We start from the raw sequence: 22130 nt of genomic DNA, 5'->3' as shown, positions 1-22130 counted from the left end.
TCCCGCTTCTCCTCTTCGGTTTCCGTAACGATATTCCAGGATTCATTGGTGGTAAACACCAGTTCAGTACTGTCTCCCTGAGCATTCAAAGGATAAAGATCTGCTTTTACCGTCAGACAAGGTTCCACTGGCGGTGGGAGAATTTCTTCTTTTTTGTCCTCACTGCAGCTCCAAAGAAAACAAACGAATAGAAAAGTCGAAAGGATTGACAATATGTTTTCTGTAATTCGTGACATATCCTCTTAGTTTGAAGCAATCGAAATACTCTGCTTTATATAACGGATTAAATATATCAAAATCGAATTACAAATCCAAACATGAATTAACCTTTTTCAATATAATATGTTTTTTTACAACAAAAAATAAAGAATATCATTACAAAACTGAACAGGTTAGAAAGACTACTATTTTCAAATGTTCCTCCTGTGAAAATATTTAAAAGTCAGAATGTAGAGTGAGTTAAAAACTCTTCAGAACGATTTCTCAAATTCCAAGCAACATTTCTCATAGGGACATTTAAACATTTTCACAGGTAAAACACCTGAATAGTTAAACTTCATTCCAATTGCTTTTGAATTTTAGCATAGAGATAAGCTAAATGTTCCCGGGAAACCGTATCTTTAAAATAACTCTTATTTTTCTGGATATCCTGTGCCAACCCAACCAAAAAATTCCGGGCAATGACCGGCACATCCGTCTTCTTATATTTTTCATTATTTAAAAGGGAAACCATAGACTCTACACAAATTTGCTGGGAATGTCTTCTGAAATTCCCAATGGTCTGACGGGTCTGTAATTCACCGAAAAGAATATGTTTCAGATCGGACAAATATTCTTCCACCGTATAACACCCTACACGATCGGCAGCATAATCTTTCATACCGATAAAAGTCTCCGGATCCAATAACGGATATTCTTCCGGATTCAATACATCTTCTACAATTTTATACATTTCCCGTTGAGGAGATTCATAAATCCGGTACAAATATTTTTCTCCAAACAACCAATCGGGAGGAGTAAATAAATAATCACTCAAAAATTGTAAAGCTTGTTTTTGCATTTCCCGCTCTACCGGCTCGTAGACGATCCCTGCTTCCTCCGCAACTTTAAAATTCCGGTAAATGCCGCCGATATGGACTGCAGCATGAATGAGAAAACGGCGATATTGATCAATTATAGATCGGTGCATACTCAGCAAATGGGTATTAAAATCCCCTTCCTCGTAAGTCCATTCCGGTAAAACCTTCATCACCCGTTTTAAATTCCGGATGCCATATTCCGCCGCGATCACCGGATTATCTCCCAAATCTTCCCGCTGGCACCTCGGATCGCGGTTATATCCTTCCGCTCCGAACCAAAGCCGTTTGTTTTCCTTTTGTTTCTTTTTGATCATCTCATTGAGCACTAGGCGGTCTTCTTCGTCATCCGAAGTTCCCCAAAGGGGAGTATATCCCCATTGAATGGCCCATTTATCATAGATACCGATTCTCGGGAAAAGTCCGTCTACACTCACGCTGTCCTCCGGTTGAGCGACATAATTAAAACGGGCATAATCCATGATGGACACCGTATGCCCGTTTTCCTCCAACCACTTTTTATCCCTCAGCTTTTCTACCGGCGTTTGCCGGCTCGCTCCCAAGTTGTGACGCAAACCTAAAGTATGTCCGATTTCATGTGCGCATATAAATTCGATCAAACGCCCCATTAACTCCTCATTCACGCACATCTTCCGACCCTGTGGATCGTTGATGCCGGCTTGCACCATATACCAATCGTGTACCAGTTTCATGACATTGTGATGCCAGCCCACCCGCGCCTGAATGATTTCCCCACTCCGGGGATCGCTGATCTGATGCCCGTTGGAATTCGCCACCGGGGAAGCAATATAATGAATAATCGAATAACGGATATCCTCCATATCTATCTCCGGATCGTCCTCCGGCCATTCCCGGGCGTAAATGGCATTCTTAAAGCCGGCTTCTTCAAAAGCCGGGCGCCAACTTTCCACAGCCTTTATCATATACTTCCTCCATTTCCGAGGAGTAGCCGGGTCGATATAAAATACAATCGGCTTCTGAGGTTCCACCAGTTCTCCCCGCTTCATCTTTTCCACATCTTCCGGGCGGGGTTCCAGACGCCAACGACAGATAAACTTTTTATTTCCAGCCGTCTGCTGTTCGTCTCCGTAAAATTCATACTGACGGGCAAAATACCCCACCCGCAAATCGTATAAACGCCTCCTCATCGGCTCCTTCGGCAATAAAATAAAGGAAGTATTCAGCTCTGCTGTAATCAATCCCGTCGTTTCTGCTACCGGAAAAATACAGTCCTTTTGCCCACTTTCATCTAATCGAACCAGATAAGTACGCAGCGTTTTTACTTCCGTATTGAGCGGAAATGTCCGGACACTTTTTATAAAAGATTTATTCTTTTGGTAAGCGGAAATTTCATACCGGCTTTTCAAAACGGGCCGAATCGAAAAAGCCGGTATATCCTCTTCCACCAAGTCGGTTATCTCAATTAAAGAATGGGAATTCCGTTCCGCTTCTATCGGAAAACAGGCCAAAACCGGACTCTCATTATTTACGGCCACAGCCTTGCTGATCTCTCCCTTTCCATCGGCAGAAGAATGAAGGAAATAAGCACGCAACAGCATTTTCCTACCTATTTTTTCCCAATACACCACTTGTTGGTTGGCCACCTCCCCGCCAAAAAAACGGGGATTAGCCGGAGCAGAAACAAAACGGGTGACAGAAAGCAGCAAGCGGTTTAAAAGACTATCCGGAATTTCAAAATACCATTTCTCCCCTACCTGGTGGACTGTAAAAAGGCCGGTCTTCGTTACGGCTGTCGGCGGAATAAGGGCAGAATAATTCCCGGCATCTTCTTCTGGAAGCGTCCTCTTCCGATCCTTCGCCAAGGCCGAAACAGTCACCCCTATCCAGCACATACACACGATTAAAATAAACTTTTTCATAAACTGTTCTTTCGTTGATAAAAGATTAAGGATTCTGTACCATCAAAGAATTTGTATTCATTTCAGAAGTCGGAACCAGAAATTCCCACCGGGCATCACCTGCAGCTACCTCCATTATTCCCGAAACATCTCCCCTATGATTACTATTTGTCCTGTCCAAAGGCAGATTCAATCGCTTTAAGTCTGTAAACCGAAACCCTTCTCCCCACAATTCTATCCTCCGCTGACACATGATTTCTTCTATCAAATCCGCATTTGTCCCTGATTTAGGAGTATATACCGGGTCTCTCGTCAAAGCAAAAGTTGTCAAGGTAGTCTGAGCTTCCCCGTCACGTCCTCCCTGCCGGGCCAAGGCCTCTGCTTTCATCAGATACAATTCGGCCAAACGCATATAAGGGAAATCACCGATCGTAATTTCAGCTTCTTTGGCTTTGAATTTCCGGTGCTGGTAAGGAGCCGATACCATTACCCAGGAGGGCCGTTCTGCTTCTCCGGTAGGATCCCACCAATTTCTGCGGATGTCGGTTTCACTCAATGTTTCATACAAATTGGAATTGATACAACGCACTTCCCGTTCATTATCGATATCCCAACCCATAAAAGCGTAATAGGACCACCACCAGATCGATTGGTCTTCTAAAGGATGGGCCCCCCAGATCGTCTCCTTGGCTTCGGTCAGTAAATTATAAAAACCGCAAAGCAGTTGGTCTCCCTCCATCAACTTAAAACCTTCTTTTTCCGCTGTCTGAATGGCCAAATCCGCATATTCTGCAGCATCTTTATAATTCTGTTGGGTCAGGAATACGCGGGCTTTTATTCCGTAGGCGACCTTCAAGGAAAAATGAGTAACCGCAGCAGCTTTATAATTTTCCAACAAAGAAATCGCTTCGTCCAAATCTTCGTGAATATAAGCATAACATTCTTCCACCGTATTTCTGGCCATAGCCTCCGTAGAAGACGCCTTGCGGTAAGGAACTCCCAGCTGAGAATTTTCTACGCCGGCCCGGTAACGGATTCCATAGAGCTGAACCAGCTGAAAATGCGACCAGGCCCGGAAACACAAGGCTTCCCCCTTTATTCCATCGTGCAACACAGGATCGGTATTCGGTACGACATCTACATTTTCCAGCAATTGATTGGCATTCAGGATAAATTTATAATACATTTCAAATCCGAACAGACACAATCCGGAAGAAGGATCCCGATGCTCTATCCATCCCAAGGCATCCGCAAAGGACGAACTGTTATTCGTCAATACCAGATCGTCTCCCATGGTATCTTTATAGAGACTCATGGTCGGTTCGCCCCCGCAAGGCCGTTTACTATACTGGGCTATCATCACCCGATGAATCCCATTCAGCGCCTTATATAAATTATCCAAAGAATTCAACACAATCTTCTGTCCGATTTGATCCGTCGGAGAAGTATCCAAAAAATCGGATTTACAAGCAGAGATACAAATACTTCCCAGAAGTATAGAATATATTATTTTTCTCATAGCCGTCGAATTTAAAAAGTTACATTTAACCTGAACGTACAAGTACGAGCGGGAAGCCAGCCTGCGGATAAATTACCCGTATAAGCTTCTTGGGTATTTACTCCCCGGCGATGATTCAATACAAACAAATTTTCACCGGTCACAGACATTTTTGCCGATTTTATTCCAATCTTAGAAATCCAGCGCATAGGCAAAGCATACCCTACCGTCAGAGATTTCATACTAAAATAGTCTGCATCCACCAGCCAGCGATCGGATTCTGCATTAAAATCAGTGACATAATAGCCGTCCAAGCGAGGCACATCGGTGATATCCCCCGGTTTCTGCCACCTGTTTTTTATATCCGCATGCATAGCTCTTCCATACTGGCCTACAGACATCAGCATCATATAACTGTAATCGTATACCTTTCCTCCTATTCCATAGGAAAACAGAGCCGAAAGTTCCCAATTCCGGTAGCTCAAAGAAGTATTGATACCACCGTACCAATCCGGGATAGCACTCCCCGCATAGTGATACTTGGCTTTCGCCTGTTTTGTCGTCACTTCTACCCCGTTTATCGTCCGGCAATCTTCGTCCGACCATACCGCTCCTCCTTCCCGGTCAAAACGATACAAAGCAGCTCCGTCAGCAGGATCCACCCCCCTATATTCTTTCAGCCAGAAATCATAAATCGAACGCCCTACCGCTATACGCTTTCTGTCTTTTATAATTTCTGTCACACCTTCCGGAAAGCGTTTTACTTTATTTTTTACAGTAGTTGCATTTAACCCCAAACTCCAATTCCAATCTTTTGTCTGGATCAATTTGAAATTTAAATCGAATTCCACCCCATTATTATTTACTTTACCGATATTCTCCCAGACAGAGGTAATCCCGGAAGAAACCATCTGGGGTACATCAAACAATAAATCCTGAGATTGCTTGAAAAAAACTTCTACTGATCCGCTCACCACATCGAAAAACCCGAATTCCAACGCAATGTCTTTCGTGACCTGAGTTTCCCATTTCAAACCTTCATTTCCTTTGCTCTTAAACAGAATACCTTCTTCGGAAGAATTGTTTTTTCCCAATTCATATAAGGTCTGATAAGGATAGTAACCGATCCCGGAATCATTCCCGGTTTCTCCGTAAGAAGCCCTTAATTTCAACTGATCAACCCATTTTACATTAGCCATAAAAGGTTCTTGATCGATTCTCCACGACAAACCGAATGCCATGAAATTTCCCCAACGGGTATCTCTCGAAAAACAAGAAGAACCATCATGCCGATAAGAAAAAGAAGCATAATACCGATTGGCATAATCGTAGCTGATCCGCCCAAAATATCCTTCTTTCCGGTAAGTATCGGTATAAGAATTCGTCTCACCGGTCGTGAGAAAATTAGAAAGTTCATGCAAACCGTCCATGATCTCGCCATTCTTGGTAACATTACTGTATTTATTCTTTAAAGCATAAGCTTCATGCCCCAACATAATGTCCAGATGATGATCTCCGAACCGCTGCTGATAAGATAAAATTTCATTTACCGTATAAGAATAAAGACGAACGGCGGATTTGGTCAAACCGCCTCCGGGCGAACTATCACTGGTATAACGATTATTGTATGTACTGCTATTTGTATTGGAAGATTCCATGGAAGCATTTACAGTGAATTTTAAGCCGTTAAACAGATACAAACCCATATAAAGGCGTGCATCCATAGCATCTCTGACATTCGTATATTCGCTCCAGGTCATCTCGGCCAAAGAATGCCGGCGACTTAATCCTCCTTTGCCCCGAATCCCATCGTAATCATATTGCTTATTCCCGCTTCCATCCAGCAAATATTCACCCGTAACAGGATCATGCTTATATATCGGATAAATAGGACCTATAAATCTGGAAAAACCGAAAGGATTTCCGACTCCAGCACTAAAACCGGGATTGGACTCTACCTTATTTGCAGCAATATTTATGCCCGTACTGAACCAATGAACCGGATAAAAATTTACATTGACCCGGGCATTATACCTGTTCATCGTAGCCCGCTTCATATATCCGTCGTCTTTTAAATATCCGAACGAAACATAGGTATCCGAACGGTCGTTCTTTATCCCATAGGAAAAATTATACTCACTTCTATATCCCAATCGCTCTGCTGCTCCGAGCCAATCCATATCGTCTCCCCATAGTAAAGTCGTAGCATTCGGATTCAATTTTCCATCCAATCCAACAACTTCCGTATCCGCAACACCTTTGAAAGGATTGTACATCAGATAAGAACTCACCAAGGTATTCGTAGCCCATTCTGCCGCCTCCATACCATCTCCTCCCTCATATCCGTATGAATAATAATGATTTTTCAACATCTCCCATTGCAAAGGATAATATTCCCAAAGATTCACCCTTTTATATTCCCGAATGGCACGACTGGAAAATCCCTGACTAATGTTTAAATGAAGTGTGTTGCCATTTTTTTTGGCTTTTTTGGTGGTAATCAATACTACTCCATTTCCTGCACTTGAACCATATAAAGAAGCAGAAGCAGCATCTTTCAGGATACTAATCGATTCGATATCATTTACATTCAAATCGCCCGTACTGCGATTAAAAATAGCACCGTCCACCACATAAATAGGAGCATTAGAAGCATTTACCGAACTAAATCCGCGGATCCGGATATCGGGAACCGTACCAGGTTTACCGGAACCTCCGGCCATTTGAACCCCGGATATATTTCCTTCCAAAGCAGCTATCGGATTGGAAAGAGGACGTCCCTCAAACTCCTCAGAACGAAGTGCAGAAACAGCCCCCGTCAAAGCATTTTTCTTTTGCGTACCGTAGGCTACAACGACGACCTCATCGATTAATGCAGCCTCTTTTTTCATATATACTTTTACGTTCTTTGCAATCTGTATCTCCTGTAATTCATACCCTACATAAGAAATTACCAAAATTGTCGCCGAAACCGGGACATCCAGTTTAAAATGCCCCTTTTCATCTGTGATTGTTCCGATATTCGTACCTTTAACCAAAATGGTCACATCGGATAAGGGTTGATTATCCTCTTCAGCCAACACCGTCCCTTTTATCGTAATATCTTGCGCCTCCAAGAGTTTTACCGCAAATACGAAAAACAGTATAGATAATAATAGTCTCTTTTTCATAGAAATCTGTCTTAAGTTAGTAATTTTCCCGGTACACCGGATTCAGGTTAGCGGAAGGGAAGCGTCGTAAAATTTTTCCCACTTCCCTTTCCGTCAATCGCAGGCTATCTCGACTATATTTGTCTAACTGTATGTCTGAATCGCCTCTTACTTATAACATTCTGTTACGTCGTAATTGAATTTTTTGAATCCCTCCGTCAACTTTTCCACACTACTGATTTTAGAATCATAAGCGATGCAAACAACTTTAGTAGACAAACAGACCGTCACTTCTTTCACTCCGGGTTCTGCTCCTATTTTTTCCTTCACCTTCCGGGCACAACTTCCACAATTCATCTGATTCGCCTCAAAGAAAACATAAGCCATGTTTTCTTCCGGATAGTATTGTGTCACCACGTATTCAAATTTCTGAAAACCTGCTTTCAATTTTTCGACATCAGTCACTGCCGGATCATATTCGATTTTTACTGATTTGGTCGGCAGATCGCATACAATATTTTTAACTCCCGCCTCGGTTTTCATATTATTCTGTACTTTGGCAACGCACCCGCCGCATCCCATTTGAGCAGCTTTAAAACAAACCGTAGCAACTCCCTCCACCGGTTTTTCACAGCAACTTCCCGTAGATTTTGAAGAATTTTCTCCCGATACAGAAGACCCGCCTTCATAAACAGTGGCTACATAATCGATTTTCTTAAATCCAGCTATCAACTGCTCTACAGTCGTCTTAGCAGCATCGTATTTAATCGTCACTGTCTTATCTTCCAAATTGGTCTGAATATCCTTTACCCCTTTTTCAAAACGAAGATTGGATTTAATTCTTTCCTCGCAATTTGCACAATGCATCTCGGGACTGGTCTTAAATACAACGGTTTTAATTTCTTTGGCCATACAGGACACTGTCCCCATTAAAAGCACAGCCAGCATACTAAAAATTTTTACAGTTTTCATAATCTAAAATTAAAAGTTAATAAACTATATATTTACTCTGACACCTATATAATAAATAGAACCGTGTACGGGACCCCAAATCATCGTCGAATCAAAACGGTCGCTCCAAGGGTGTTCCGCTCCGATAATGGGATTTTTCTGTTTAAAATTCGTCATATTCTCTCCACCGATATACACCGACCAATGTTTGAAAAACCGGGAAACCTGCGCACTGAGCTGACGATAAGAATGATAGTTTGCTTCCCAGGCAGGCGTTCCGTCCTCCAGCAAATAAGGGGTCGGCATACGCCCTCCTCCGTTGAATTGCAGCGTGACATCGAATTGCCATTTGTCCAAAGGCGTCTTATAGGTAGCCGTCAACAAAGCTTTATATCTCCCCGTAAGCGGTTTTTTTCTCAACACCTGATTAAAGGTAGTCTGTACATCGGTCAGACGATAAGCTCCCATCAAGTTAAATCCCCGGAAAAAAGGATAGTTTACCTCTACCTGAAACGTATGGGAATAAGATTTGCCGTCCAGATTGGCAAAATGTACCTGACGAGGATCGGAATCCAAATCCACCACTAACTGATTTTGAAAACGGGTGTAATAATACTCCGCATTGATATTCAAGGTATGACCGAAAAGCGGAATGTAAGTAGCGACACTGGTCCCGTAATTCCAGGCCTCCTCCTGTTTCAAATGCTTATCGATAACGACCTTCCGGCCACTGGCCAAAAGGAAATTATTCTCAGCCAGCACATGGTTGGTCCGGTAACCCTTTCCAACCGAAAAACGGAAATTAATAATATCGTTGGGATTATATTTGATATGGGCCCGGGGAGTGACAAAAAAACCGTATTCACTACTGTGGTCAGCGCGGATTCCTCCCATCAAAACAAGCTTGTCGTTCCAATTAAACGTATATTGCACATAAGCTCCCGGCACAGTTTCCTTCTCTTTACTCTCCATTCCCTCTTCCTCCAGGTTATTTGTCAAACGATAATCCTGATCGTAATAATCGTGATTCAGACTCAAACCGGTGGAAATATTGTGTTCCTTGGTGATATTTGATTCAAACATCAGGGAAGCATACAGATTTTTCTGATTTACGTTATAGAACTTATGCCCGTACAAAGCATCCAGCTGATGAATAGAACCGGAAAGAATCAAGGCGACATTGGTACTTTTCTCTTTATTGAAAATGTAGGCATTTTTTGTAAAAGCTTCATACCGTTTTGTTTTCAGTCCGATGCTGTAAAGTTCCCCCTCCGGCATCGCTGCGCCGCTATGAGAATGCGTAGATTGCCCACTGCTCCGGTCTTCCTTCAAAGCCTTTATCGCCGCCTGAAATACGTAATGATCCCCCATCCAGGCCCAACGGTTCTGCAGATTGTATTGTTCCACTCTCGGCATATCCAAAAAACCGTCTCCATTATCGTCGTGCGTTTTTGTCTCGTTTTCATAATGAGCTAAAATAGAGGTACTCAATCTTTTATTAATATGCACATTTCCATCAATATTCCCTTCATAGCGTTCTTTATGATTGGCAAAAACATTCAGATATAAATGATTTTCCGGAACCTGAGGCTTTTTGAACTCAATATTAATTTGTCCGGTGATGGATTCATAGCCGTTTTTTACAGAAGAGCTCCCTTTGGAAACCTGGATGCTCTGCATCCAGGGTCCCGGCACATAACCCAAAGAGAAAGGAGCTGCAGCCCCCCGGTAATTCGGGAAGTTTTCCGTCAGCATCTGTACATAGGTCCCCGATAAACCCAACAATCTGATCTGTTTGGCCCCGGTTGCCGCGTCAGAATAACTGACGTCAACAGAAGGATTTGTAGTAAAACTCTCCCCCAAATTACAACAAGCTGCCCGCAATAATTCGCTACTGGAAATCATTTCTTCGTTCAACACACTGGAACGGATTTTTATCAAACCTAATTTCCGGGCGACCACGGTCGATTCCTCCAACATTACACCTTCCTGTAATACAAAATTTACCGTCGCATTCTTACTTTTTACCAAAACCGTATCATTTGCAAAACCGACAAAACTGGCAATCAGCTTATTCGATTCCGACGATTTTTCAATGGAAAAGGAACCATTTTCAGCCGTACTTGTTCCCTGGGTAGCACCCAACCAAAAAACATTAGCCATAAAAATGGGATTCCCTTTTGCATCCTTTACCGTACCCTTCACCTGAGCATGAGACGGCATCACAAAACATACGAAAAAAATTATACTTAAAAATCTCATTTGAATTTTCTTTTAAATGAATATTCCTATTTAACCGTTTCGGATAGAGACAGAGAGTACCTACAATCATCCCGTTAAAACCAACAGGAAAATTTGTATATCACCAAGCAAAATTTTTGTTATTACACCACTTTAACTGTCTCCCGGAGCTTCACCAAAACTCCGGCCGATTGCTGGAAAGGCCGGAGGACGACACAAATTCCCCCATACCTTTCCCCGGATCAAAAATCCCGGCCCTGTCTGCACAAACTGTACAAACAACCGTCCTACTCAAAATCCAGGAATCAAATCAGGAGTACGCATATTTTATGCAGGTATCCTTTGGGCAGTGGAGCTGCCGTATCATAATAGAGAAAATTTTGCTGCCTTTCAGGCAATGCAGAAATAAGGAAAGATAAATAAGGATCAGCACACAACTGAACCGTGGAAAAATAAATATGGTCCAAACACAATGATTGCGCCAAAGTGGGCATCTCCAGTTTGTGAATTTTCATCGTAGCACAGCCCGTACTTCCACAAGAATGATGAGACTCTGCCTCTTCGGATCCCCGTTCGCCGCAAGCACAACCCCCTCCTCCTTCACAAGCACATCCCCCGGCTCCACAAGAACAACTACCATCATTGTAAGCTCCGGTTTCTATCCGTACAAAAATGTTGTTCGTGGATTTAGCGCATTTTATACACCGATAAAGAATTCGCGTTTGCCCTACCCCCAATAAGATAATCTGAGCCGATAGAAAAACAGCTAATATGTATCTGCAAAGTTTCATGGGGTATTCAAACTTTAGATTACTGATTAATGCAAATCTAATATATATTTTTAATTATACAAACTTTTTATAAATAAAAAACAAAATTTTAATGAAAAAAAATAATTTTAAAAACTCTTAGGACATTAAAAGTTTAACGATTTAAGAGCATAAGGAATTAACGATTCGTTATAATTCAACCTTCGATTTTGACCGAAAATTAATCATTAACATCCGTTCCATAAATTCGCTCAGCATTCATCCGCTTCCCAAAGAAGCATTAATCTTCCGTATATCTTTGAACATTGGAAGCAATTTTTTCTATATTTGTATCGGTATCGAATAAAATCTGATAAATAAACGGTTATGAAATTTTTTACCTTCTTACTGGGTATTGTCCTCGCTTTATCTTGTCTTTCTTTAAAAGGACAATCTTCCGATATTCCCCTGAAAAAAACATTCCAACTACCGGAAATACCTTCTATGCTTGTAAATCCAGAAGAAAAGACAAAATATCTGCTTTCTCATTACTGGGATCATTTTGACTTCCGGGACAGTACGCTTATAACTTTACCGGAAGTGAGCGAACAGGCTTTTGTCAATTATCTGCAAATTTTAGGCTATGTCGATCAAACGGATCAAACGAAAAGCATAAAAGCTATGCTCGGCAAAGCAGAGGCCGGCTCCTCCTCTATGTTTTCCTATTTCACCGGTTTGTACGAGAAATATCTTTACGATCCGAATTCTCCTATCCGAAATGAGGAACTCTATATCCCCGTGCTGGACTATGTGATCCACTCGACATCCCTGAAAGAAATAAATAAAATACGTCCGCGACATCAGTTAGAAATTGCCCGGAAAAATCGTCCCGGGCATCAGGCTACAGATTTTACTTATACTCTCCCATCCGGGAAGACCGGTCGCTTATCCGGAATTACGGCCCTTTATACTCTTTTAATTTTCTATAATCCCGATTGTCACGAATGTAAACATACAGTCGAACAACTTTCCTCCTCCCCCCTCATCAATAAGTTATTGAAAGAGAAGACATTACAAATATTAGCCCTGTATCCCGACCAAGACTTAACTTTGTGGCGGAATAAATTAGCAGAAATTCCCTCCACCTGGATCACTGGATACGATGCCGATCAAAAAATCACCCACCAAAATCTTTATAACTTAGACGCCATCCCTACGTTATATTTACTGGACCAAAATAAAAAAGTCATTTTAAAAGACGCTCCCTGGCAAGCTATAGAAGCCTATTTACACTTGTAATCGGCGATCATATTGCTTTTTACAAAAACTACAAATAATTAGAATACTTCATAAATAATTTAGTATATGGAAAATGCCTCTCCTTATCCGGTCACAACATATTACTTTTTGATTTTAATATTTCCGCTTTTTTCCGCTTTATGAACCGCTATCTATAAATTACAAACAATTCGTCCATCACTAAAAACCGGAAATAAAGTGAATTATAATTTTTATGTTAATAATTAACTCCCTGTAAACTTATTTTTAAGGCCTCAGGTAAGCTATTGGTATACCATATCCTTTTCTGTTCCTCTATAAAATATCCGTATTTGAGAGGGTAGTAATAACAGTAATGTACTTCATCTCCTTTGATAAAAAATGTTCTTCCTCAAACACATAACATCATAAGAATTGCCATTGTTTCTAGCATCAACAGGAAAAATAACCTTTAATGGTTTTGTATCTTTCAAATAAAAATCATCAATCTAGTACAAAGTACGTCATCTTTGGAGAGCAAAATATGTATTTTTCCCACTAAAACGAAAAAAAGACTACCGCTTCAGCAATAGTCTTTCATTTTGTAATTCATTGTTTCAGCGCATTTCAGCGCATTTTTTCAATACTCGTCCTCGTTGAAGAAAAAATCATCCTTACTCGGATAATCCGGCCAAATATCTTCAATACTCTCAAAAATCTCCTCATCATCTTCGATGTCCTGAAGATTTTCAATCACTTCCATTGGCGCGCCGGAACGGATAGCATAATCTATCAATTCGTCTTTCGATGCCGGCCAAGGTGCATCTTCCAATTTCGACGCAAGTTCTAGAGTCCAGTACATAATATATTGTGTTTAACCGTTTCCTTAAAATTTCCGCAAAAGTAAAGGTTTTACATTAAAAAACAAGGCTTATGGCATAAATTAACATTCCTATACAATAATAACCAATTAACTGAATACCAATTGTTTAATCTAAAGGTTCCACATGAATAGTTGCCGTCATGTCTAATTCCTTCTGAATCCGGTCCTCTATTTTCGTCGCCAGTTGATGAGCTTCTTTTACTGTTTTCTCCCCCGGTACTTTTATATGAAAAATAAATTCTGCATAATCTCCGTAGTGATGAATATGAAAATGATGAGGATAAGCGACAACTCCCATTTCCTGTCTGACAATTTCCTTTACCTGCAAAACGATCTTTTCAGAAGGTTCTTCTCCTAAAATTTTATTTACAGCCTCCCGGATAATTCCGTAAGCGGCATAAAATAACAAGACGGAAATCAAGATTCCCAAAGCACTATCTATCCACCAAACATAAGGGCTCAACAACAATCCGCCTAAGACCATGAGAGAAGATAAAGCATCGCTGCGATGATGCCAGCCGTCGGCCTTTACAGAAGCATTACCCGTGATACGGGCTATACGAAAAGCATACTGCGCCAAGCCTTCTTTTACTATAATGGAGACAAGGGTCGCCCCATAAGCCCACCAGCCAAAATCAGCCGCTTCCCGGGAAGACAAACGCCCGATGGAATCTTTTACAAATTCCAGACCAACGACAGCCAGCAATATAGCAATGATGATCGCTGAAATCTGTTCCCAACGCCCGTGACCGAAAGGATGCTCTTTATCCGGCTTTCGGGAGGACATCCGGATCCCGAATATCACCACCAGAGAAGTCAGCGAATCAGATAAAGTATGCCATGCATCCGCAATAAGAGCCACCGAAGCAGACACTATACCCGCGTAGTATTTCAATACAAAGAGAAGCAGGTTCAATACAACGGAAACCACTCCTTCCCGGTAGCCGAGCTTATTGTTGGTATTCATATGCTTTCCTCTAGAAGTTATAATCCTTCAGTAGCCTTTCCCAAGTGTTTATCCCATCCGAAAACCTATTCGTCTGAGAAATGCTGTAACACCCTGCGGTAGGTATTAAAAATCTTCGCTTTGGAAACAAAACCGATATATTTTTCATCTTGAATGACCGGAAGATTCCAGGCACTCGTCTCTTCAAATTTTTTCATCACCACATCCATTGGATCCATTACATCTACAACGGTGGGAGGCGTTGTCATATAATCCCGAACATAAGTGGTCTCATACAAATCCTGATTGAACATGATCTTCCGAATATCATCTAAGAGTACGATTCCCAATAATTCTCCTTTGGAATCGATCACCGGAAAGATGTTCCGGGAAGAACGGGATACTACTTTCACCAAATCTCCCAAAGTAGCCTCTACGGATACCGTTTTCAAATCGGTTTCAATGACCTTATCGAGCTTCATCAATGTCAAAACGGCTTTGTCTTTATTGTGGGTAATCAAATCCCCTTTCATCGCCAAACGCCTGGCATAGATAGAATGAGGCTCCATACCGCCTCCCGTCAAATGAGCCACAACAGAAGTCAACATCAAAGGCACCAGCAAAGAATATCCTCCTGTAATCTCCGCAATCAAAAACATAGCCGTCAGAGGAGAGTTCATGACTCCGGACATGACTCCAGCCATACCTGCCAACACAAAATAACTTACCGGCACCGTCACCACCCCCGACAAGTTAATCAGATTGGCAATCAAAAAACCTCCGACCCCCCCCGTAAATAAACAAGGAGCAAAAACTCCACCTACTCCCCCACTACCGTTCGTCAACGCCGTAGCAATCACTTTCACAAAAACCAAACCGACTACGTAGAGAAAGACCATGAAAGCACTGTCCTTCAAACTAAAAAAGTAAGTGTTATTTAAAATATTATCCGCATTATCCGTCAACAAATCCTGAAGAGAAGTGTAACCTTCCCCGTATAAAGGGGGAAAGATATAAATCAGCAAACCCAATAAGGCTCCTCCCACCAACACCCTTCGAAACGGATTTTTGATTTTCGTCACAAAATGTTCAATCCGGATATTCATCCGAATAAAATAAACGGATAAAAATCCACAGAATACCCCCAGTATAATATAATAAGGTACATTCGCCAAAGCAAAGTGTTCGTGAACGGCAAAGTCCAGCACAATTCCATCCCCCATCAGAAAATAAACCAACACATAGGACGATATGGCCGAAATCATCAAAGGAATCAGAGATCCCATCGTCAAGTCCAGCATCAATACCTCCAAGGTAAAGACTATACCGGCAATGGGAGCTTTAAAAATACCGGCAATAGCTCCCGCCGCACCACATCCGATCATCAGAGTCATCACCTTATAGTTCATCCGGAAAAAACGGGCCAGATTCGAACCGATAGAAGCCCCCGTCAATACAATCGTAGCCTCCGTCCCGACAGAACCACCAAAACCGATGGTAATCGTACTGGCAATCATGGAGGAATAATTGTTATGAGGTTTTATCATACTATTGCGCCGGGAAATAGCATATAGCACCTTTGTGACCCCATGACTGATATCTTCATGTACAAAATATTTTACAAAAAGAGAAGTCAGCCATATACCGATAAACGGATAAATAAAAAACAATAAACTCCCGCTGTCTACCTGTAAACGTTCCGTAAAAAAAAGATGTGTATAATGCACCATGTTCTTCAAAAGCACAGCAGCCAAACCCGATACGATTCCCACAAGTAAGCTCAGGAAAAGGATAAAATTCCTTTCCTTCACATAACGTATCCGCCAAATTAAAAAACGCCCAAACCAGTTACTCCACCATGCCATAGCAACAATATACTTTACATTTTAACGCATCCTCTTCTCCTCCACACCCGAAGATTAAATTTTTTCCGGTCTCTCCCCTTTCCGTTATCTTTTACTTACACTTTTTAAAGAACCGTATTCCGGATAAAATTCCAGCATAAATCCCTCATTGCCCACTACATCAATCGGAAATGTTTTAATTACACCCAATTGCGGAATTACAGACCGGAAGCGCTGTAATTCTTCATTCGCCCGGACTAATTTTATATCTCCAATGGCGGGAACCCGATAATGTATTACCGCAACCGGAGAAGCATTCTGAACGGTCTCCGCCGCTTTTTTATAAGGAATAAACAGATTCTCTGCTACTAAACTATAAGCAATAGCCGACACATTTTTCTTTGCAGTAATTCCTTCCGATTCACTAAACCGAAAAGCTAAAACCGGTACTCCTTCTTTTTCAGGGGAAACAAGGAAGGTACGTTCCACAAGCTGACGCGTACTTTTTCCCATAAAAAGAGTCAGGTAATCCTTTTCCATCCGATCAAACTCCTTCAGAATAACCTCCAGCGATTTCCCGTCCGGAATCTCATTTTCAGCCGCAATCAACCGGGTTCGTTCCGAACGAATCCGGAAAATTTCTTTCACCGCCTCGTTCATAATATCCGCATCCGCTTTGGACGTATAACGAATGATCGGATCCCAAATTTTTTTCATTACCCCGTCAATTTCCTGATACGTATAATTGGTATCCAATACTTCTTTTAAAGGATTATAGGTATTCAAAGCCGTGATGTCTACCTCCTCCTGCATATCCCGACTAAAAGCCTTATAAACGACTTCCGAATCCGTCACTTTCATAGGAATTGGCCCTGCTGCTACTCCAGCCAAAAATCCTTCCGGACTCAAGCTCAACAATACAGGATTGTAATCTCCGCTGGCAGACAAGGAATAGGAAGCTTCTTCATCCGGCATATAACGAGGAAGAATGTTTATACTCAAAATGCTCCATTCTTCACGGGGTGCCGTTATTTCCGGCCTTACCCCCAGTTCTTTTTCGGCATACTGCTGAAAAGGTCCCGGAATAAATTTGGTATACTCCATTTGAACAGTCAACAGATAACTTACTTTCGGCAAACAATAATCCACTGTAACCGGTGTACTGATCTCTTTCTTTTTCTGTGCAAAAAGGGAAGAATAAATCCCTATCCCCATTATAAAAATCAAAATAATTCTTTTCATACGTTTATTGTTTTGAATTCCCATCCGGCTTTTTATGTTCTCATTTTCCGCTTATATCTGTTCTTTTCGTCCCCCCCTCTAAAATACGCCAGGCTTTGCCCAAATTTTCTGCCACTTCACCTGCACAAATTCCCCTATACCCTTTTTCGGTCGCCAACAAATCGGCTGCCAATCCATGAGCATAAACTCCGGTCAGGACAGCTTCTAAAGGAGAAACACCACTGGCCACAAGACCCAACAATACTCCCGTCAAAACATCCCCCATTCCTCCTTTTGCCATTCCGGGATTTCCGGAAGTATTAAACCAACATTTCCCACAGGGCGAAGCAATGACGGTATGTGCTCCTTTTAACAAGATATATATCCGGTAATGGTTTGCAAAAATGCTTAATTTATTTAATCTCTCAAAATCATTTTCACTTTTTCCTGCCAATCTCTCAAATTCTTTTGGATGAGGAGTAAGTATACTATTCTCCGGAAGAAAATCCAGCAAATATTTGTTCTCAGCCAAAATGTTTAAACCATCGGCATCCCATATCATTTTTCCCTTCCACCGGATAAGCAATTCTTTTATTCCTTCAACGGTTTCCGGTGCTTTCCCTAGTCCCGGTCCTATAGCTATGGCCGTGTACGGATCCAAGTGATCTATTCCGGAAAAACATTTCTCTGAACGATCTACTCCGATTAAAGCTTCCGGAACGGTTGTCTGCAAAATCGTCCTCTCCTGCGCAGGAACATGGCAGCTCAACAATCCGATTCCGGAACGTATGGCAGCTTTGGAAGCCAACACAGCTGCCCCCATCATTCCCGCCGACCCGGCAATTAAAAGCCCGTGTCCGTTTGTTCCTTTATGAGCAAACTTTCCTGGACGCGGAAGGAGTGCTGAAACGAAATCTTCCGACAAATAAAAATAATCGGTCGGAACAGACCGGATATTTTCCGCACATAAACCGATATCGACGACTTCCCATTCTCCTACGAAAGGATAATTTTCTGCGAACATAAAAGCCAGTTTCGGGAACTGAAAGGTAAATGTATAATCCGCCCGAACGATCGCTTCCTTATCATTCCGGGAATTATCCTCTCCTAACAAACCGGAAGGAATATCCACCGCAATTACCACATTCGGACTCTTATTGATTTTCCCAATGATCTCCGCTATCAGTCCCTGTACTTTCCGATTCAACCCGGAACCGAAAATCGCATCTACAATCAGTTCGTCTTCTTCAAATTCTATTTCCTCCACGCTTTCTATCATCCGGCAATCCCCTTTCCACCGATGCCGGTTTATCTCACAATCGGGACTCATTTTGGAATAAGCGATCAGACAGACCCTTGCCTTCCATCCTTTTTCCTGCAATATACGAGCAATAGCAAATCCATCTCCCCCATTATTTCCACTACCGGCTACAATACAGAATTTCCGAGGTTCCGGAATTTTTTCTAACATTTTTTTAGTAAAGTTCCGGGCAGCTCTCTCCATCAAGTCGATCGACTTTATCGGCTCATGTTCAATTGTATATCGGTCGATGGCAGTCAGCTGCGCCGTTTTAAATATAGGATTTAACATCTTCATCATCTTACTCAAACGTTTTAAACATTAAAAATAAAGAAAAATTCTTATATTTGCTCCCGCTGAAAAAATAATATTAATTTAAATACACGCTACTATGTTAAATGGACATCCTAAAGGATTATTTGTGCTAGCAGCAACGAATACGGGCGAACGTTTCGGTTACTATACAATGCTAGCTATTTTTACCCTGTATTTACAGGCTCACTACGGCTGGAGTTCGGCTGCAACCAGTCAGGTGTTTGGTATTTTTCTGGCAGCAGTTTACTTTCTGCCTGTCATCGGCGGTATTGTAGCTGATAAATTTCTGGGGTACGGTAAAACGATTACCTTGGGTACTATCGTCATGTTTTTGGGATACGCTTTACTGGCTTTTCCCATCGGAAGCGGGGCAATTCCCATGTTTATCGCTTTAGGATTCATCGCTTTAGGAACAGGTTTCTTTAAAGGGAATTTACAGGTATTGGTAGGTAATTTATACGATAACCCGAAATACAGTAAAAACCGGGATCTGGCTTACAGTATTTTTTATATGTGTATCAATATCGGAGCATTTTTTGCTCCCAGTATGGCAGAAGCCATTTCCAACTACATCTTGAAAGGAGCCGGAATGGTTTACAACAGCAAAATTCCGGCTTTAGCTCATCAGCTCTTTGACGGTACTATTGCTCCCGGATCTGCCGGCTACGAAGAACTGGTCAATCTGGCAACCGCCCAAGGCGCTTCTATAACGGACTTAAGCAGTTTACAACAATTTGCACATACCTACATCGATACGTTAAGTCAATCCTATCAGTACGGTTTTGGAGTGGCTTGTATCAGTCTGATTGCCTCCCTGGCCATATTCGCCGGTTTCCGTAAATATTATAAATCTGCAGATGCGACAGAGAAAGAAAAAGCACAAGGAAAAGGGGATAAAGACGCTGTTGTGTTGGAATTGACAAAAGAACAGACCAGAGAACGCGTTATCGCTTTAATATTGGTGTTTATCGTAGTGATCTTCTTCTGGATGTCCTTCCACCAAAACGGACTGACCATGACATTCTTTGCCCGGGATTATACGACATCTCATATCAGTGGTATATCCAGCCTCCTCTTCTCGCTTTCCGGAACGGTTCCTTTTATTCTTTTGTTTTACGGTTTGTTCCTCTTATTTACAGGAGATAAAAAAACAAAACCCATAGGAGGTATAATGGCTGCGGTTTTCGCTGTAGTACTCTATTTTGTATACCAGAAAAATTTTGCCAGCCATCAAACGGATTATACTCCTCAGATTTTCCAACAATTTAACCCGATGTTTATCATCATTCTTACTCCTATATTCGTAGGCCTCTTCAGCTGGTTAAGCAGCAAGAAAAAAGAACCCTCCGCACCGCGTAAAATCGGAATCGGTATGATCATCGCCGCCCTCGGATTTGTCATTTTATTAGTAGGCTCTCTCGGATTAACAGCTCCCTCCGACCTGGCAAGCCATCCACTATCAGAAAGCCAAATGGTATCTCCTTATTGGCTGATCAATACTTATCTGGTCCTTACCTGCGCCGAATTATTTTTGAGTCCTATGGGTATCTCCTTCGTATCCAAGGTGTCTCCTCCTAAATATAAAGGTATGATGCAGGGACTATGGTTCGCAGCTACTGCCGTCGGAAATTACCTGACCAGTGTAATCGGTTATTTATGGGAAAAAGTAAGCTTACCCGTATTATGGGGAATTCTGATTATTTGTTGCGCACTTTCTGCCCTATTCATCTTCTCCATTATGAAACGGTTGGAAAGAGTAACCCGGGAATCTGAAGAGCAATTAAAAGCTGCCGAAGAAGCCCACAAGAAGAAAGAGAAAAAATAAAAAATGATAAAAAAGCGGTCCTGTGATAGACCGCTTTTTTATTTAAATGAAAAATTGTATAGAATTTTCCTCTTTTCATACCCGGGAAAGGAAAATAAAAATTATATCCCCTATCTTTGTGAAGATATCATTGAACATCGTCCGCCTATGGAAGCAAATGGAAATATTGATTTAAGTACAGCTTGTTACGGGGAAATCAAACAAAATGCCTATTCGTTGGCCATTTTACCTTGGGGAGCCACTGAACCACACAACCAACACCTGCCTTATCTGACCGATTGTATTTTATCACATGAAATAGCTTTGGATACGGCACAACAAGTATGGAGATCCCACCAAATCAGGTGTATGGTCTTACCTCCTGTATTTATGGGCTCGCAAAATCCAGGACAACGGGATCTGCCATTTTGCATCCATTCCCGTTACGAAACCCAAAAAGCCATTTTAACCGATATTGTCGCTTCCCTTCATTACCAAGGCCTATGCAAACTGGTCATTATTAACGGACACGGAGGAAATAATTTCAAAAATATGATCCGGGATCTGGCAGTAGATTATCCGGACTTTCTCATCGCCTCAACCGAATGGTTTACCATCGTGCCCCCGAATAATTTTTTTGAAGAGAAAGACGATCATGCCGGAGAATTAGAAACCTCGGTTATGCTGCATTACCATCCGGAACGAGTAAATATGCCATTAGCCGGTACGGGGGATAGTCACCCGTTTTCTCTTCCCTCCCTCAATGAAAAAATCGCCTGGATACCCCGCAATTGGCAGAGGGTAACTACCGACACAGGTATCGGTGACCCCAGGAAAGCCAACGCAGAAAAAGGGAAATGCTATGTAGAGGCCGTCACTAAAAAATTAGGACAACTTTTTATCGAATTGGCACAAACTGAAGATATATACGAAAAGGTTCTTCCCAAGGGAAAGGTCTAATATTGTGGAAGATAAGCAGGGCCCTCAGGCTGGAGAAACCGCTAATCTGCTCTCTT

14 protein-coding genes and 2 pseudogenes are annotated in these 22130 nt (G+C 41.8%); 3 read left to right on the top strand and 13 right to left on the bottom strand.

The features are described 5' to 3' along the window. The 8 genes and pseudogenes from HMPREF9449_RS16665 to HMPREF9449_RS01590 form a co-directional block, all read right to left on the bottom strand. The coding region (locus HMPREF9449_RS16665; RefSeq protein WP_009135479.1) for a hypothetical protein at positions 1–236 on the bottom strand (236 nt) is incomplete at its 3' end. Positions 237–556: 320 nt separating this feature from the next. After that, positions 557–2977 (bottom strand): zinc-dependent metalloprotease, encoded by a 2421-nt coding sequence (locus HMPREF9449_RS01615; protein WP_009135478.1) that lies wholly within the window; start codon positions 2975–2977, stop codon positions 557–559. Positions 2978–3002: 25 nt separating this feature from the next. Then, on the bottom strand, positions 3003–4475 hold the full coding sequence (locus HMPREF9449_RS01610; RefSeq protein WP_009135477.1) for a RagB/SusD family nutrient uptake outer membrane protein: 1473 nt from the start codon (positions 4473–4475) through the stop codon (positions 3003–3005). Between the two features lie 11 nt (positions 4476–4486). Continuing rightward, positions 4487–7624 carry a SusC/RagA family TonB-linked outer membrane protein gene (locus tag HMPREF9449_RS01605; protein ID WP_009135476.1) on the bottom strand — a complete coding sequence of 1046 codons (3138 nt, stop codon included), beginning with the start codon at positions 7622–7624 and terminating at the stop codon, positions 4487–4489. A 147-nt stretch (positions 7625–7771) separates the two neighbouring features. After that, a pseudogene (locus HMPREF9449_RS16810) lies at positions 7772–8188 on the bottom strand (heavy-metal-associated domain-containing protein); the annotation flags it as partial. Positions 8189–8278: 90 nt separating this feature from the next. Further along, positions 8279–8551: pseudogene (locus tag HMPREF9449_RS16805) on the bottom strand (heavy-metal-associated domain-containing protein); the annotation flags it as partial. Positions 8552–8599: 48 nt separating this feature from the next. Then, positions 8600–10816 (bottom strand): TonB-dependent receptor, encoded by a 2217-nt coding sequence (locus tag HMPREF9449_RS01595; RefSeq protein ID WP_009135474.1) that lies wholly within the window; start codon positions 10814–10816, stop codon positions 8600–8602. A gap of 284 nt (positions 10817–11100) precedes the next feature. Beyond that, positions 11101–11586 carry a hypothetical protein gene (locus HMPREF9449_RS01590; protein ID WP_009135473.1) on the bottom strand — a complete coding sequence of 162 codons (486 nt, stop codon included), beginning with the start codon at positions 11584–11586 and terminating at the stop codon, positions 11101–11103. A gap of 345 nt (positions 11587–11931) precedes the next feature. Between HMPREF9449_RS01590 and HMPREF9449_RS01585 the strand changes: the two genes are divergently transcribed. Further along, entirely contained in the window at positions 11932–12843 is a 912-nt protein-coding gene (locus tag HMPREF9449_RS01585; RefSeq protein WP_009135472.1) for a DUF5106 domain-containing protein, read from the top strand. Positions 12844–13441: 598 nt separating this feature from the next. Here the strand turns inward: HMPREF9449_RS01585 and HMPREF9449_RS01580 are convergent. From HMPREF9449_RS01580 to HMPREF9449_RS01560, 5 genes are all read right to left on the bottom strand, one after another. Beyond that, complete coding sequence (locus HMPREF9449_RS01580; RefSeq protein WP_009135471.1) at positions 13442–13663, bottom strand: DUF2795 domain-containing protein; 222 nt, start codon at positions 13661–13663, stop codon at positions 13442–13444. Positions 13664–13790: 127 nt separating this feature from the next. Next, positions 13791–14651 (bottom strand): cation diffusion facilitator family transporter, encoded by an 861-nt coding sequence (locus tag HMPREF9449_RS01575; protein ID WP_009135470.1) that lies wholly within the window; start codon positions 14649–14651, stop codon positions 13791–13793. 65 nt (positions 14652–14716) lie between these two features. Next, positions 14717–16495 carry a chloride channel protein gene (locus HMPREF9449_RS01570; RefSeq protein WP_009135469.1) on the bottom strand — a complete coding sequence of 593 codons (1779 nt, stop codon included), beginning with the start codon at positions 16493–16495 and terminating at the stop codon, positions 14717–14719. An 84-nt stretch (positions 16496–16579) separates the two neighbouring features. Beyond that, a complete protein-coding gene (locus tag HMPREF9449_RS01565) occupies positions 16580–17716 on the bottom strand; it encodes a DUF4831 family protein (protein ID WP_147639998.1) in 1137 nt (378 codons plus the stop codon). Between the two features lie 40 nt (positions 17717–17756). Continuing rightward, positions 17757–19295 (bottom strand): bifunctional ADP-dependent NAD(P)H-hydrate dehydratase/NAD(P)H-hydrate epimerase, encoded by a 1539-nt coding sequence (locus HMPREF9449_RS01560; RefSeq protein WP_009135467.1) that lies wholly within the window; start codon positions 19293–19295, stop codon positions 17757–17759. Positions 19296–19386: 91 nt separating this feature from the next. Between HMPREF9449_RS01560 and HMPREF9449_RS01555 the strand changes: the two genes are divergently transcribed. After that, positions 19387–21135 (top strand): peptide MFS transporter, encoded by a 1749-nt coding sequence (locus HMPREF9449_RS01555; RefSeq protein ID WP_009135466.1) that lies wholly within the window; start codon positions 19387–19389, stop codon positions 21133–21135. Positions 21136–21282: 147 nt separating this feature from the next. Further along, a complete protein-coding gene (locus HMPREF9449_RS01550; protein ID WP_040611511.1) occupies positions 21283–22074 on the top strand; it encodes a creatininase family protein in 792 nt (263 codons plus the stop codon). The last annotated feature ends 56 nt before the right edge of the window (positions 22075–22130 follow it).

The sequence above is a fragment of the Odoribacter laneus YIT 12061 genome (assembly GCF_000243215.1).
GTDB lineage: Bacteria > Bacteroidota > Bacteroidia > Bacteroidales > Marinifilaceae > Culturomica > Culturomica lanea.
Note: the sequence above shows the minus strand (reverse complement) of the source record. Positions and strands in the feature narration are given on the sequence as shown.

What these genes read in the sequence shown, in the direction of transcription:
- HMPREF9449_RS01555 (WP_009135466.1), top strand. Translation starts at nt 19,387, where the DNA reads ATGTTAAATGGACATCCTAAAGGATTATTTGTGCTAGCAGCAACGAAT.
- HMPREF9449_RS01570 (WP_009135469.1), bottom strand. Translation starts at nt 16,495, where the DNA reads ATGGCATGGTGGAGTAACTGGTTTGGGCGTTTTTTAATTTGGCGGATA.
- HMPREF9449_RS01565 (WP_147639998.1), bottom strand. Translation starts at nt 17,716, where the DNA reads ATGAAAAGAATTATTTTGATTTTTATAATGGGGATAGGGATTTATTCT.
- HMPREF9449_RS01575 (WP_009135470.1), bottom strand. Translation starts at nt 14,651, where the DNA reads ATGAATACCAACAATAAGCTCGGCTACCGGGAAGGAGTGGTTTCCGTT.
- HMPREF9449_RS01560 (WP_009135467.1), bottom strand. Translation starts at nt 19,295, where the DNA reads ATGATGAAGATGTTAAATCCTATATTTAAAACGGCGCAGCTGACTGCC.
- HMPREF9449_RS01580 (WP_009135471.1), bottom strand. Translation starts at nt 13,663, where the DNA reads ATGTACTGGACTCTAGAACTTGCGTCGAAATTGGAAGATGCACCTTGG.
- HMPREF9449_RS01585 (WP_009135472.1), top strand. Translation starts at nt 11,932, where the DNA reads ATGAAATTTTTTACCTTCTTACTGGGTATTGTCCTCGCTTTATCTTGT.
- HMPREF9449_RS01590 (WP_009135473.1), bottom strand. Translation starts at nt 11,586, where the DNA reads ATGAAACTTTGCAGATACATATTAGCTGTTTTTCTATCGGCTCAGATT.
- HMPREF9449_RS01550 (WP_040611511.1), top strand. Translation starts at nt 21,283, where the DNA reads ATGGAAGCAAATGGAAATATTGATTTAAGTACAGCTTGTTACGGGGAA.
- HMPREF9449_RS01605 (WP_009135476.1), bottom strand. Translation starts at nt 7,624, where the DNA reads ATGAAAAAGAGACTATTATTATCTATACTGTTTTTCGTATTTGCGGTA.
- HMPREF9449_RS01615 (WP_009135478.1), bottom strand. Translation starts at nt 2,977, where the DNA reads ATGAAAAAGTTTATTTTAATCGTGTGTATGTGCTGGATAGGGGTGACT.
- HMPREF9449_RS01595 (WP_009135474.1), bottom strand. Translation starts at nt 10,816, where the DNA reads ATGAGATTTTTAAGTATAATTTTTTTCGTATGTTTTGTGATGCCGTCT.
- HMPREF9449_RS01610 (WP_009135477.1), bottom strand. Translation starts at nt 4,475, where the DNA reads ATGAGAAAAATAATATATTCTATACTTCTGGGAAGTATTTGTATCTCT.